Annotated in this window: 8 protein-coding genes; 1 reads left to right on the forward strand and 7 read right to left on the reverse strand. The window is 42.2% G+C overall.

What is annotated here, in order from left to right; translation table 11 throughout:
* Positions 1–13 precede the first annotated feature (13 nt).
* From scpC to prfB, 5 genes are all read right to left on the reverse strand, one after another.
* On the reverse strand, positions 14–1,540 hold the full coding sequence (gene scpC / locus MOB01S_RS01225) for a succinyl-CoA:acetate CoA-transferase ScpC (RefSeq protein ID WP_174521828.1): 1,527 nt from the start codon (positions 1,538–1,540) through the stop codon (positions 14–16).
* A 297-nt stretch (positions 1,541–1,837) separates the two neighbouring features.
* Complete coding sequence (locus tag MOB01S_RS01230) at positions 1,838–4,603, reverse strand: lactoferrin/transferrin family TonB-dependent receptor (RefSeq protein ID WP_084349564.1); 2,766 nt, start codon at positions 4,601–4,603, stop codon at positions 1,838–1,840.
* Positions 4,600–6,825, reverse strand: coding sequence for a transferrin-binding protein-like solute binding protein (locus MOB01S_RS01235; RefSeq protein ID WP_066800417.1), 2,226 nt, complete (start codon positions 6,823–6,825; stop codon positions 4,600–4,602). Before MOB01S_RS01235 ends, MOB01S_RS01230 begins: the two co-directional genes overlap by 4 nt.
* A 583-nt stretch (positions 6,826–7,408) precedes the next feature.
* Positions 7,409–9,238 carry a hypothetical protein gene (locus tag MOB01S_RS01240; RefSeq protein ID WP_066800420.1) on the reverse strand — a complete coding sequence of 610 codons (1,830 nt, stop codon included), beginning with the start codon at positions 9,236–9,238 and terminating at the stop codon, positions 7,409–7,411.
* Positions 9,239–9,268: 30 nt separating this feature from the next.
* Positions 9,269–10,363 (reverse strand): peptide chain release factor 2, encoded by a 1,095-nt coding sequence (gene prfB / locus MOB01S_RS01245; protein ID WP_084349565.1) that lies wholly within the window; start codon positions 10,361–10,363, stop codon positions 9,269–9,271.
* A gap of 194 nt (positions 10,364–10,557) precedes the next feature.
* On the opposite strand from prfB, the gene gltS reads away from it, so the two are divergent.
* Entirely contained in the window at positions 10,558–11,802 is a 1,245-nt protein-coding gene (gene gltS, locus MOB01S_RS01250; protein ID WP_066800423.1) for a sodium/glutamate symporter, read from the forward strand.
* A gap of 59 nt (positions 11,803–11,861) precedes the next feature.
* Here the strand turns inward: gltS and MOB01S_RS01255 are convergent, their stop codons facing one another.
* Both MOB01S_RS01255 and MOB01S_RS01260 read right to left on the reverse strand, forming a co-directional pair.
* Positions 11,862–12,536, reverse strand: a complete 675-nt coding sequence (locus MOB01S_RS01255; RefSeq protein WP_066800426.1) for an HAD family hydrolase — start codon at positions 12,534–12,536, stop codon at positions 11,862–11,864.
* 56 nt (positions 12,537–12,592) lie between these two features.
* Positions 12,593–14,179, reverse strand: a complete 1,587-nt coding sequence (locus tag MOB01S_RS01260) for an inorganic phosphate transporter (RefSeq protein ID WP_066800429.1) — start codon at positions 14,177–14,179, stop codon at positions 12,593–12,595.
* Positions 14,180–14,394 lie beyond the last annotated feature (215 nt).

The raw sequence follows: 14,394 nt of genomic DNA on the forward strand, positions 1-14,394 counted from the left end.
GGTTGAAAGCGTATTATTTGATACGCATATCGCCTGTTTCTACAAAGCGTTGGTGCCAAGACAATGCTTCAAGCAAGATGTGTGGTGTATGTACACCGCCTGCTTTTTCGCTCACTGCCAATGCACGGTCATAGTAATCACGGAGCATATCACGATAATCTGGGTGTGAACAGTTTTCAATGATTAATTTTGCACGTTGTTTTGGTGATTTACCACGCAAATCTGCCATACCTTGTTCTGTTACAATAAACATCACATCATGTTCTGTATGGTCATGATGGCTGACCATTGGTACAATCGATGAAATTTTACCATCTTTGGCTGTTGATGGACTGACATAGAAAGAGAAGAAACCATTACGGGTAAAATCACCTGAACCACCAATACCGTTCATCATCTTAGTACCCATGACATGTGTTGAGTTCACATTGCCATAGATGTCAGCTTCAATCATCGCATTCATGCCGATAATGCCTAGACGGCGGATAATTTCTGGATTGTTACTAATTTCCATTGGACGTAAAATCAACTTATCACGCAAGAATTCGATATTGTCGTTAAAGCGTTGCAGAGCGTCTGGACTGAATGATAATGCAGTTGCTGATGCGTGTTTCATTTTGCCTGCCAAGATTAAGTCAAGCATACCATCTTGTAATACTTCAGTATAACCTGTTAAATCTTCAAAAGGAGCATCTAAAAGACCAGCCATGACCGCATTAGCAACATTACCCACGCCTGATTGCAATGGCAATAAGCTCTTCGGTAAACGACCTGCTTTTACTTCATGGTCTAAGAAATCGATGATTTGACTTGCGATACGTTTAGATGTGTCATCAGGGTCAGCAAACTTAGAGTTACGGTCGCCACCATTGGTTAAAACAATCGCAAGAATTTTATCTTCAGGGCATTCCATATAAGGTGAACCAATACGGTCAAACGCACCAACCAATGGAATTGGCTTACGATGTGGTGGTAAACCTACTTCACCATACACATCATGCATACCTTCTAAGCCTGCATTTTGAGCAGCGTTTACCTCAATGATGACTTTATCTGCATTTTTAATTGCTTCGACACCATGTCCGATGCCCATAGCAAAAATTAATTTACCATCTTCAGTAATACCTGCAGTTTCTACAATTGCAATATCAAATTTGCCATAGAAACCTTGACGCATTTGTTGTTCAACATGCGATAAGTGCATATCTTGATAAGCGGTATGACCTGCGTTAATACTATTACGCAACGTTGGGTCAGATTGGAAAGGTGAGCGGAATTTAATTGCTCCTGCTTCAGCCAAAACACCATCACACTCTGGAGCAGTTGATGCACCTGTAACCATGCCTATACCAAAACTTTCACCACGAGCATGAGCTGCTTTGGCTTTATTGGCAATAGCAGTAGGTAATGCTTTTGGATAACCTGCACCTGTAAAACCAGTAATAGCAAGGTTCATACCATCTTTAACAAACTCAGCTGCTTGTTCAGCAGTCATGACTTTTTCACGCAAAGAGGCGTGGCGGATACGTTCAATAGACATAATCATTCCTTAGTTTAAGATTTAGAGGAAAAACTTTGCAAAACCATTTTGCATAAGTGATAAGATTTTAACACCTATCTGACATAAAATAAATAGCAAATGCTAATTTTATCAATAAACAAAATCAAATTTTAACATCAAAACCAACCAAAACAAACCACACCTCAACAATACTCATATGTTGGGCTAAGCCACCCTTTATAAGTATAACAATATTTACAAAATAGAAATAATTTAGAAAAATAAGTCATTTGATATAAAAAAACACCCCAAATTGGGGTGTTAAAAATAACCACATCACCACTTACTCTCCACCGACAACACAAAATTGCGTCCTGCACCAGCGTATTGGGCAGGCAAGCCTTGATTGTGAGCGTTGCCAGAGGTGATTGAAGTCTGACGCAGTGCCTCCCAAGGGCTGTAACGATGATTTAGGGCATTATGCACGCCTGCTCTTAGGGTAAAATGCTCATTTGGGCGATAAAAGGCAGTTAAATCCAGCGTGTTCCAACCATTAGAAGTAATTTTGGTGGCTTTTTTCTCATACGATTTGCCGTTTGGCGATAGCACAAGTGTTGCCACTTCATTGCTGTCTTTGGCATCGCTGATAATCCAATCCGCTCCAACGCCCCATTTGTCATTATCAGCAGTATAATCAAGCCCAAACACATAACGAGTTGGCGAAATGGTATCCAAAAAGTAGCCAGATGCCCACACAAAATTGTCCTTGATTGCATTGGACTTGACATTGGTTCGTAAATAGCTAAATTTACCTGTCAAACCGTCTGGCATTTTATCCCAAAAAGAAGCAAAATACAATTTACCGCCAACTGTTACCCCCGTTAATCGCACATCTTGATAATTACGATAGCCCCACGATTGATAAGGCAAGGCTTGTCCTGATTGTGGGACATTTTTTAGGGTTAAATCAATCAAATCTTTATACCGATTGTCAAAATAACTGACATCCACATTGCCAAAATCGCCCTTGAACGACAAACCAATTTCTTGATTGAGTGCTTTTTCTGGACGAGCATTGGTGCGATAATGCTGATTGTCATTTTCGCCCTTAACCAAACCATCTAGGCGATAACCAAACAACTCCTTAAAACTTGGCACACGATAACCACTAGACGCACGATAGGCAACATCCAAATAGTCGGTAGGCTTAACCACAAGCCCTGTATGCCACGACCAATTGCCATAATCGCCCCCACCTGTCCAATCGTCATCGCTTTTAAAGGTGTGCTTATCATAGCGAACGCCCACACTGACATCTGCCAAAGAGCCAATATACATCGTGTCCTTGATATTGGCATACAGATTATGTCCTGTAATCAGACGGTCGCCACATTTTCGTGCCTCACCCACATAAGCCCCAAAATCACGGCACACATCCAGCTTGTCATAGCGGTTGGCGGTTTTATAAATGTCAATAAACCCCCCTTTGGGATTGGAAAAATATTTTTCTTCTTTAAAATCAGTGTGATAATACTCTTCCAACACATCGCCAATCCACAAATTAGACGAAAATTTGTCATAGCCTACCCCACCAGCAAGACGATGACGCACTTTGTCGCCATTTAGGGCTTTGGCAAAATCGGCTTTGAACAATTGGTGGTCTTCGGTGTAGCGTTTGCGGTTTTGCATCTGGGCAGAATTGGGTTTATCAAACCCTGCGGTGCAATGTTTGTCCACAATCGGATAAGGCGAGCAGTATTTTTCTAATTGCAAATGGTCAATGCTCACTTCTTGTTTGTCAAAACTTAGCCCAACTTCATCAAACACGCCTGCTTGTTTGTCATTTTTAAAACGATAAGACAACCCAAACCGCTCTTTTTGGTGCTGTTCATCAAAAAACTGGCTTTGTGTCCAATTTGCCCCAATGCCCTTATCGGTTATCAAGCCTTCTGCCAAATGTTGTCCACGATACACAAAAGGCGATTGTGCCAAATTACCCTGCCCCTTATTTGGCACAAGATGATAGGCGTGTTTGGTCATATCTTGGGTGTTGTACTGTTGGGTGGTTTTTTCAAAAACACCCTGCCAACGGTGCAAGCCAGATGTATAGCCCAATTTGGCAAAATATGAACCAGAAGTGTAGCCCATTGGGTCGCCCAAAACCCTTTTGTTGCCTGTATAATCTTTGGCGGAAACATTCTCTTTGACTGGGGTTAATTTTAATTTGGGTTTGGCACAAGGCAGCACGCTATTAACATCATTGGGGTCATAACTTGGGCATTCGTCCATCATCACAAATTGGCGTTTTGGGTCATCATCAGCCACGCCTGCCCACCGCCAAATTTCATAATTGGTCTTATAAATGTCCTTGTGCGGTGAAACCGCCTCTTTTTTGCGGTCGGTGTATTGGAATAAAGCATCAAATTTACCAAACCTTGCCCCTATCCCAACCGAATGTAGCCACTGTTTATCACGACTAGAATATGCCGATTTGTGCGTTAAACCAAGCGATTTGTCTTTATCCACAACATCATCAATGCTTTTGGTCATAAAGCTGACCGCCCCGCCCAATGCCCCAGAGCCCGATTCAGAACCACTTGCCCCTTGACTGATTTGCATACCACTGATATTTTCAATTTCAACTTCGTTAATCGCCCCAGAGCCTTCTCGCCCATCACCAAATTGGCGTTTTTGTACCAAATATGACTGGATTTGGTTAATACCATCCACACTAACCGCCACACGGTTTTTGTCCATTCCTCGAATGGTAAAACCAGCACTTGCCCCTCGTCCTTGCTCCACCACTGCCACACCGGGGGTATCCTTGACCAAATCTTTAACCGACATTACTTGATTTTCACGAATATCGTCCATTGTCTTGATGGTTTTGCCAAGCCCTGTACTTTCTTCGCTTTTTTTGTGTAGGCGTTTACCAATACCAATTTTCATCGCTTCCAATTGTACCGTAGGTGTTTCTGCTTGTTGGTTTATTTGGTCATTGGCAAAGGTGGGCGTTAATGCAGAAAAAATCATCACAAGACTAAGCGACAATGCCGTTGGGCGAAACATTTTACACCCAAAAGAAGTATGATTACCCATCATTTATCCCCCTCTTTTGTGCCATAAAATACCGCACCACCAACCACCTTTTTATCAGTGCCTTGCAAAGTATTTTCAAAACTAAATGCCCCACCCAAATGCTTGGCATCATCGCCATAAAATCCACCAGTCAAATTGGTGCTGACTGTTTGGGGTAAAATTTGCACATTTTGTTGTTGTCCTTTGTCAAGGTTAATGCCATCTGCTCGTGAAGTTGCCGTGCCTGTAAAACCATTACCGTGAATATTGGCATTGATAAGAAAGGCTGGTGTAAGACCGCTTTTTTCAATCAATTCACCTGATAGGCGTTTTTTACCAAAATCTACCACAAATGACGATTTACCATCGTATTTGCCATAACCTGCCTCGCTTTGGTAATGGTCGCCAATTTTGGCGTGCCAAGTCCCTGTGTAATTGACCTCGCCTTGTTTTGGCATTTTGTCAAGATTGGTTCGTTCGCCCAAAAGATACAAACTTTGTAAACTTTCATTGGCAGTAACGGGCGTGGTTTTGGGTGGTTTGGTTGGTAAAAATGCTTGCCAATTGGTCTGTACATTGACATCGTATTTATCGCCTTGTTTGACCAATTGGGTAATTTGCTCTGGCACTTCTTCGTTTTCGCTGTCGTCTTTGAGTGTATTAAGATAGTGTTCCAATTGGGCTTTGGCATTTGTTTTACCATCACCATCACTGTATCCTGCTAGGGCTTGGGTGATGATGTTCTCTTTTAGGCGAGCAATTTGACGGGTTTTGTTTTCGTCAATGGCATCAATGTATTGTAATACCAACTCATCAACTTTATCGGCTTGTGCTTCTTTTTGATTTTGCAATTTGGTTTTGGCTTTGGCAATCTGTTCTGGGGTGGGCGTATTTGAATTGTTGGCAGGTGCTGTTTTTTGAATAGACCCCAATCTAAGCACCCCATCAGCCGTCCCAAAACTTGTGATAACCGCTTTTTGTCCTGATGACAACTCTATGTTTTGACTGCCAACTTTATTGGCAGTCTCTGGCAACAGGTCAATGACCTTGCCATTGACCACCAACTGATTGACATTGGCAAAATTGGCAAGGGGCAGTATTTGGGCGATTTGTTTGGGGTTAATGTCTTTGTCTTGGGTAACTTCTACCAAAAGACCATCGTATTTTTTGTCAAGCACCGCAGGCGTGCCATCTTGTTTGCCTGCAAATACACCAAACAAAGAATTATCATCGCTCAAAAACTTACCAGCCAACTCTTGCCCATTGTCGCCAAAAAAGCCTCCTTCTAGGCGGTTGGTAGCGTGTTGGCTAAACAAATTAAAATTGGGGTCTGTGTTTTTGGCAACTGCTGACCCCACAAAACGATTGCCAGTAATGGTAGCACGAATGCCATAGCGGTCTAGGTAGGTTTCTGGCGTGGTAACGGTTGCTTTTTTCTTGGTGCTTAAAGTCCCTGTTAAGGTTTTTTGGTCAAAATCTGCTTCAAACACCGCCTTATGATTGCCCTGCCTTGGTGTGGTTTGACCAATCATCTGTTCAGAAAAACTGGTTGCCCCAATCTTGTCGCCAAAACGGTCGTCCATACCAAAACTATGCCCACCGCCAAGCCATTGTCCTGATGAGCTTTGGCTTCTTTTTCGTTTGACATCGCTGACAAAATCCCAATGCCCTGTATAAGTTGCCTTGCCTTTTAACAGTCCTGTTGTTGGCGTGTCGCCATAATAATACAAAAAGCCATCGCCCTTGACATAACGGGCAGCTTTACCATCTTTGGTCTGGCTAACCGTCTCATCAGGAAAAATCCCTGCAAACAACCACCCTGCTTTGACAAACTCATATTGGTCATCGCTTTGATACAGGGGCTTACCTTGATAAGTTTTGCTTAATTGTGCTTTTAAATCGGCAAGACTGTCCGCCCCCATTTCGCCCAAATGTTGGGGGTCAAGGGGGGTATGTTCTTCTACAAATACCCCTGCATTGGCATCATAAACCTGATTTCTTTTGGGAATGGGCATAAAACTGCCCTGCACCGCTTTGGTTAATGGGTCGCTTGGGTTGGTAGGAGGTGGCGTGGTAGGGGGTGTTTGGGTGGTAGGTATCACAGGAGCAACTTGTGAATGCCCATCAACGATTAAATTTGGGTTATTAAAACCGCCAGACCCGCACGCTGTCAATAACGTCAAAATCGCCATCGTCAATGGCAAGTATGTAAATTTGTAAGATGGATTTAAAGAACCAATCAACATAAACAATCCTTTTGAAATGTTAAGGGATTTTTAGCAAATGTTCTTTATTGTAATTCAAAAATATAATAAAAACAATAATTATTATCAATAATTGGTCTATACTAAAAACCAATAACTTTTTATTATATATTTCTATGATAAATATTATTGGTTAAATCAATCAATGCGTTCACCAGTTGCCCACCTTGCTCAACTGATTGATTTTTATTGGGCAGATTATCATTTTTATCCCAATAACGAAAAACAAGTGTTTAAATAAATCGTTTGCAATGCTAAGTGAAATCTCATTCCCAACTTAAAATCACATCTTATTGATTCAAGTTATGGTAAATTCTATTCAAAAACAAAGTTTTTTCGTGGTGAGCTTGTCAAGCCATGACAAAAAACCGTCTCACCCAAAGGCTTAGCTTAGGGCGAACGGTTTTTGTACCAGTTTTTAGATTCGGTTGGTATATTTGTTTTTAAGATGTAAGGGCGAATTGTCATTCGCCCCAAAATCAAAGAGTTGTAATTGAGATTGGCATAAGTTAAGATTGAGATGTACCTTATGCCTTTGATTGGATTTTAGGCGTACCAAACAACCCTAATCCATCTTAAATTGATGACTTTCTACTTGGGCAGGTGCATATTCATAAAAATGCTGATATGGTGCTTTTAGAGAAGGTAAATTCTCCACACGCAATACAGGGGCAGTGCCACCTGTTACCACACCTCTACCATCTTTGATAATCACCGCATGAATGCGACTGTTTGTAGGTAGTTGCCAAAATACCGAATTATGACTTTTTAACACAAGCACCACAGGTTTTTGGGTATTTGGTAGGGAGATGGGCAACGTACTATCACGATTTTCACTTTCATAAACCGATACCGATACGACATCATAAGCAGGACTATTAACCAGCTCTTTGGCTTTGTCATTGGGGTACTCATTCAGTTTGGGTTGGGGGTGCAAAGCAAACCCTACGGTGTGCCAATGATTGATATGTTCAACATCTAAGCGGTGCCTACCTTTGGAAATAAGCAAATCAAAACTGCCTTCTTGGGGCGTGCCATTTTCGCCATGCCGATGATAAAAGACTTCTTTGCCGTCCAAAAATACCCGCAACTGCGACCAACTCATGTCATATTGCATGGACATCATCGTATCTTTGGGAACGCTGATATATCCTGCCCAAGCTCCTGCAAATTTCTCGGCAGGAATGTCATGAAAGTCTTTATAAGGATATTTGATGCCAATGTGCGGTACATTTTCGGTGGCAATTGGCGTTGTCATATTATCACGGTTAAAATAATACGCCACAAAGCCCTTTTGGGGTATGTCCACCCCAAGTTGTGAGAGCCAACTTTTACCTGCATTTGTTGTATTTATGTTGTCATTGCTTATAAGGCTAGGAGCATTATTAGTAAAACTAGGAGATGCTTCACCGCCACAACGAGCCTTCGCATCCGCCAGCTCTTGTATGGCTTGGGTGTATAATGACTTGATGTTATCAAACGACTGCCAACCCGACTCTTGGCGATACCATAGTGTGGGTGATTGACCGTTTAGGGTTTGGGTAAAGGTGTTGATGTGCTGATAGCTACCTTCATCAGTAGAGCAATGTAACTGTGTTCCACCGATACAGTCGCAATTGGTTGCCCACCAGTCATCATCCCATTCTTGTGTCATGCGGTAAATCGGCACACCATCTACGCCCACAATTTGTCCGATGTTGCCAAAAGCAATGATGGCTTTAACCTTGACACCATCAGGGATAATATGAACATTTAACAAACTGGGTGAGGATAACACCAACACCTGTTCGCTCATGTCTGGCGATAGAGTGAGTGTGGTATGTGGCAGGGTATTGGTGGCAAGCGTTTGCTCTATTTTTTGCCCTGTGTTCAAATCAATACCAACACCCACGCTTTGCTCGTCAAGCGTGGCAAAAGTAATGACATCATCGCTGTTTAAACCAAGCTTTTGGGGCAATTCGTCAGGATTGACAATCTCATCTTTTGGCAAAAAGTTTAATACCGCCTCGCCTGCATGCCATTTGGGTTCATAACGGATTTCAATGGGGTATTTGCCTTTATCAAGTGATAACTGGGTAAAAGCGTTGTGCGACAACTTGATTTCTTGCCCATTGATTTTTAAAGAAGTAATGTCATCAGATTGGACAGCAAGTCCATCTTTTTGGGTATTTTTTAATTCGCCTTGCCATAAAATTCCCAAATTTTTACCCTCAATCCCTTTAAAATCATAAACATAACCAAATGCTACACCTGTGGTTTCGCCAAGTGGATAAAGCTCATTTGGCTTGTTAATATCATAATAAAAAACTTGGTAGGTGGGCTGGCTTGGCGACTTTTGACATGCCACCAAGCCAAACAAACTGATAAATAATAAAGTAAATAAATATTTAGGCATAAAAACGTCCTTGTTTGGTCAATGGGTGGATTATAGTCCCGCTTTTAAGCTTGCCATGATAAATTTATCCAAATCACCATTTAGCACGGCGGTGGTATTGGAAGTCTCAACACCAGTTCGCAAATCTTTAATGCGTGAATCATCAAGTACATAAGAACGGATTTGCGACCCCCAACCAATGTCGGATTTGCTATCCTCCAACGCTTGTTGTTTTTCCATACGTTTTTGCATTTCTAGCTCATAGAGTTTGGCACGGAGCATTTTCATGGCGGTATCTTTGTTGGCGTGCTGTGAGCGTTCGTTTTGGCACGCCACAACCACACCTGTGGGCCCGTGAGTGATACGCACGGCACTATCGGTGGTGTTTACATGCTGACCACCTGCCCCAGATGAGCGATAGGTATCAATCCGCAAATCAGCAGGATTAATATCAATCTCTACATTATCATCAATCTCGGGTGAGACAAATACCGCCGAAAATGACGTGTGGCGACCATTGTTGCTATCAAAGGGGGATTTGCGAACCAAACGATGCACCCCAATCTCTGTACGAAGCCAACCAAAAGCATAATCACCCTTGACCGAAATCGTGGCAGATTTGATACCAGCTACACCACCTTCACTCACCTCCAAAACTTCCGCCTTAAATCCATGAGCATCACACCAACGCAAATACATACGAAGGAGCATTTCTGACCAGTCTTGAGCTTCTGTACCGCCAGAGCCTGCCTGAATATCTAAATAGCAGTTATTAGCGTCCATTTCACCACTAAACATACGCTTAAATTCCAACTCTTCTACGCTTTTGGCAGCCTCATCAAGCTCAGCCTGCACATCAGCAAGCAAGCTCTCATCGCCCTCCTCTACCGCAAGTTCAAGCATGGCTAAGGCATCTTCAAGTTTGGCGGTCAAGCTGTCCACCACACCCACGATACCGTCTAGCACAGATTTTTCTTTGCTAATCTTAGTGGCAAGCTCAGGATTATTCCAAAGCTCAGGGTTTTCAAGCTCCAAGTTTACTTCTTCTAGGCGTTCTTTTTTACTTTCAACATCAAGATACTGCCAAAGCTCTTTGCCACGAGTTTGTAAATCTTTGATTTGTTCTTGGTAGGAGGCGATTTCCATGAGATGACCTGTGTATTTAAAAACTAAAAGCGATTATTATAGCAAATTTTTACCCCAAAAGCTAAGAAAAAACAAGCGTATACACAATCATTATTTGATTTATGAATGTTTTTTATTTATAATTGAATTTTTTTTATAAATATCACAGAGGTGTATTTAACTGTAATACGCCTTTTCTTTTTTAAGGAGCTAACGTGGAAATTACGTTAAATGGCTACTATACGCTGATTTTGGCAACCATTGTGTTACTTATCGGTCAGCTTTTGGTCAAAAAAATCAAATTTTTAGAAGAATTTAACATACCAGAACCTGTGGCAGGTGGTTTACTTGCGGCACTGATTGTTTATGTCCTAAACATCACACTTGGTTATACCTTTAACATTCAAACAGACTTACAAACCGCCTGTATGCTCATGTTTTTCTCATCAATCGGTCTGTCGGCAGATTTTAGTCGCCTTAAAGCAGGAGGTACACCACTTCTGATACTGACTGCTTTGGTTGGCGTGTTTGTGATTTTACAAAATGGCGTAGGCGTGGCATTAGCTTCTATGTTGGGGCTTGACCCTATCATGGGGTTGGCATTAGGCTCTATTCCATTGACAGGCGGTCATGGCACGGCAGGGGCTTGGGGACCTACCCTAGAAAATAGCTATGGCTTGACTGGGGCGACCACCGTAGGTATTGCAGCGGCAACTTATGGCTTGGTCGCTGGCGGTCTGATTGGTGGTCCTGTGGCAAAACGTTTGGTAAAAAAATTGGGCAGACAACCCATTGACAACCAAACCAATACTCAACCAGTCAATGACGATAACGATGCCAACAAAACCATGTTTGAAAAACATGACGGTGTCCGTCTCATCACCGCCACGTCTGTGATTGAGACGCTTGCTCTGTTTGCTGTATGTTTGGTAGCAGCTGACTATATGAGTGGTGTCGCCAAAGAAATTGAGTGGCTTGCCAAATTAAAAGTACCTACCTTCGTTTGGGCGCTTGGTACTGGTGTGATTTTACGTAACGTTTTGACCAACATTTTTAATTTTGAGATGTTTGACCGTGCCATTGATGTGTTTGGTAATGCTTCTTTGAGTCTATTTTTGGCGATGGCATTGATGTCCTTAAAATTATGGCAACTGGCTGACCTAGCTGGCCCGCTTGTGATTATCTTGGGTGTGCAGACTGTATTTATGATTGCTTTTGCCTATTTTGTTACATTTAGAGTCATGGGCAAAGACTATGATGCAGCCGTACTAGCAGCAGGGCATTGCGGTTTTGGTTTGGGAGCAACGCCCACCGCCGTTGCCAATATGCAATCCATCACCGACCGCTATGGTCCATCACACAAAGCCTTTTTAATCATTCCTATGGTTGGGGCATTCTTTGTGGATTTGATGAACGTCGCAATCTTACAAGGTTTTTTAACCCTCCCTTTCATGAAATAATCTTGATAACTCCCAACAAAAAGGCGTATGTTGATACGCCTTTTTTATTTTTTTAACATTCAAATCCGCCAATCCACCACTTGCCAGCCTTGCTCTGTGGCATGTGATTGCAAAATCTCATCAGGGCAAACACACACCGCTTCATCAGCAAAACTCAAAAGGGGCAAATCATTTTTAGAATCCGAATAAGCAATGAGTTTGTCAAAATGTATGCCTTTGTCATTTTGGGCCTTTATCCAGTTTTTTAGGTGAAAAATTTTACCATCTTTGAAATTGGGCAAATCTGCCACACGCCCTGTATAGGCATTATCCACCACTTCTAGGCGTGTCGCCAAAGTATGTGCATTATCAACACCAAACAACGAAGCAATCGGCACAACCACAAAATCGTTGGTAGCACTGATGACCACGACTGTATCACCTTGATTTTTATGAAAATTAATCCGCTCTACCGCCTTTGGTCGCATGGCAGGACGTATCCAAATGTCCAAATAATCATTGCGATAAGAGACAAGCTCGCTCATGGTTTTGGTTTTTAAAAAACTTGCCACAAATTCGTTATATTCCACCGCATCAAGCGTGCCTTTGATATAATCTTGGTAAAATTTATCATTCATAGACTTGTAAAACTCGCTATCCACAAGTCCACGCTCCACCAAAAACTGCCCCCAACTGTGGTCGCTATCCACGTTAAGCATGGTCATATCCAAATCAAATAACGCCAAATTTGCCATACAAATTTCCTCTAAATACATAAAAAGGAGCGTATTATCATACCCTCCCTCATCAATCAATGAAAGATATTTGTCAAAATCAAATACACCAACACACTAATCAGTGCTGATGCAGGTAATGTAACCACCCAAGCAAGTCCAATAGGCTTCATAAGTTTCCAGTTGGTGCTTTTATTAACCAAACCAATCCCAAGTACTGCACCTACAAGGATATGCGTGCTTGATACAGGAATGCCCAGACTTGATGCCACCATCACCACTGTCGCTGCCGACAATTCTGCCGAAAAACCAGAGGCAGGGTGCATTTCGGTCAGATTTGTGCCAACTGTCTGAATCACTTCTTTGCCAATAAACCACAACCCAACGATGAGCGACACACCAAAAGTTACCATCACAGGGGCAGGAACAGTGGCTTGTGCCTCAATCGCATTATATTTAATAACGTCCATAATCGCCACAAAAGGACCTACGGCGTTGGCAATGTCGTTTGAACCATGAGAGAATGCAAAAGCACAGGCAGTAAAGACCTGCATCCAGCTGAACATGATGAAAGTCGCCTTGCCCAAATCCTCCTTGTGTTTGCCACGAATGGTTTTGGTATAAATAAAGGCAGTTAGCCACACCATCGCCCCAATCATACCCATCACCAATGCCGAATGAAGTGTGGAGAGATTTAGCCCCGTGTTTTGCAAACCCTTAAAAACCACCATCGCTGTCATCACCACCGCCCCTAAGGCTGCAATGAGTGGCACCCATGTTTTTAGGGCTTTTAAGGTATCTAGGTTATCACGTCTATTTTCAAGCTCATGAAGTTTTTTATAATAATCAGTTTCAAGCTCATCAGCACTGTCCACCTCTTTGTAGATTTCTTGGTCTCTTAGCAAGGCGTTAGTGTAGTTTAATTTTTCTTCTTCTTGAAGGTTTTCAAAATGGGCTTTTTGTTGGGCTTTTAGGGCTTTTTTCTCAGCTTTTAGGGCTTTGACTTTGATTTCCATGTCATCGTTATAGGCTAAGATATTTTTCTTAACAAGCCCATAAATCGCATAAGACAACGCCCCACCAAGCACAGGTGAGATGACCCAACTTATCGCAATCTCGCCAATTTTTGACCATTTCACCGTTTCAAAAGCAAACTGTACTCCACCCACATTAATACCTAGCAAAATTGACGAACCCACAATACCACCAACGATGGCATGGGTAGTTGAAACAGGCAAACCCTTTTTGGTGGCAAACAACAACCAAAACGCTGCCGCCGCTAGGGCTGACAACATCAGATAAATAAACTGGTTGGGTAAGACGTTTAAGCCATCCATATCCACAATACCACTTCTAATCGTATCTGTAACGGCAGCCCCAGCCAACACCGCCCCCGACACTTCAAAAATCGCTGCCACCGCCAACGCTTGGGTAACGGTGAGCGTCCCTGCTCCCACAGATGTACCAAAAGAGTTGGCAACGTCATTGCCACCAATGTTAAACGCCATAAATATACCAAAAAATGACGCTACAAGAAATAACGCCATCTGTTGATGATTGGTATAATCAAGCCCCCACATCACAAAATAAATGCTCATACCCAACATGAGTAGAGCGAAACCAACATTTGCAATCATAGGGGTTGTTTGTTTTGCTTGGGTCATAAATCCGCCGTTTGCTAAACTTTAAGGATGAAAGTGGATGTTATCATCCTGATAAACTAAGATAACTTACGCCTTCGGTTGATTAAAACGCAAAAAAACCGTTGCCCTAGACAAATAGAGCTAACGGTTTTATGGTATCTTTTTATCATGGAGATGCAATCATAGAAATAATAACTAATCATATTTTAGCACACTTCTTGTTATGATTTAAACCA

The organism is Moraxella oblonga NBRC 102422, from assembly GCF_001598275.1.
Classification (GTDB): domain Bacteria; phylum Pseudomonadota; class Gammaproteobacteria; order Pseudomonadales; family Moraxellaceae; genus Moraxella; species Moraxella oblonga.

Coding starts and splice junctions, on each gene's coding strand:
- prfB (WP_084349565.1), bottom strand. CDS start 10,363: ATGGAAATCGCCTCCTACCAAGAACAAATCAAAGATTTACAAACTCGT.
- MOB01S_RS01260 (WP_066800429.1), bottom strand. CDS start 14,179: ATGACCCAAGCAAAACAAACAACCCCTATGATTGCAAATGTTGGTTTC.
- MOB01S_RS01230 (WP_084349564.1), bottom strand. CDS start 4,603: ATGATGGGTAATCATACTTCTTTTGGGTGTAAAATGTTTCGCCCAACG.
- MOB01S_RS01240 (WP_066800420.1), bottom strand. CDS start 9,238: ATGCCTAAATATTTATTTACTTTATTATTTATCAGTTTGTTTGGCTTG.
- MOB01S_RS01235 (WP_066800417.1), bottom strand. CDS start 6,825: ATGTTGATTGGTTCTTTAAATCCATCTTACAAATTTACATACTTGCCA.
- MOB01S_RS01255 (WP_066800426.1), bottom strand. CDS start 12,536: ATGGCAAATTTGGCGTTATTTGATTTGGATATGACCATGCTTAACGTG.
- scpC (WP_174521828.1), bottom strand. CDS start 1,540: ATGTCTATTGAACGTATCCGCCACGCCTCTTTGCGTGAAAAAGTCATG.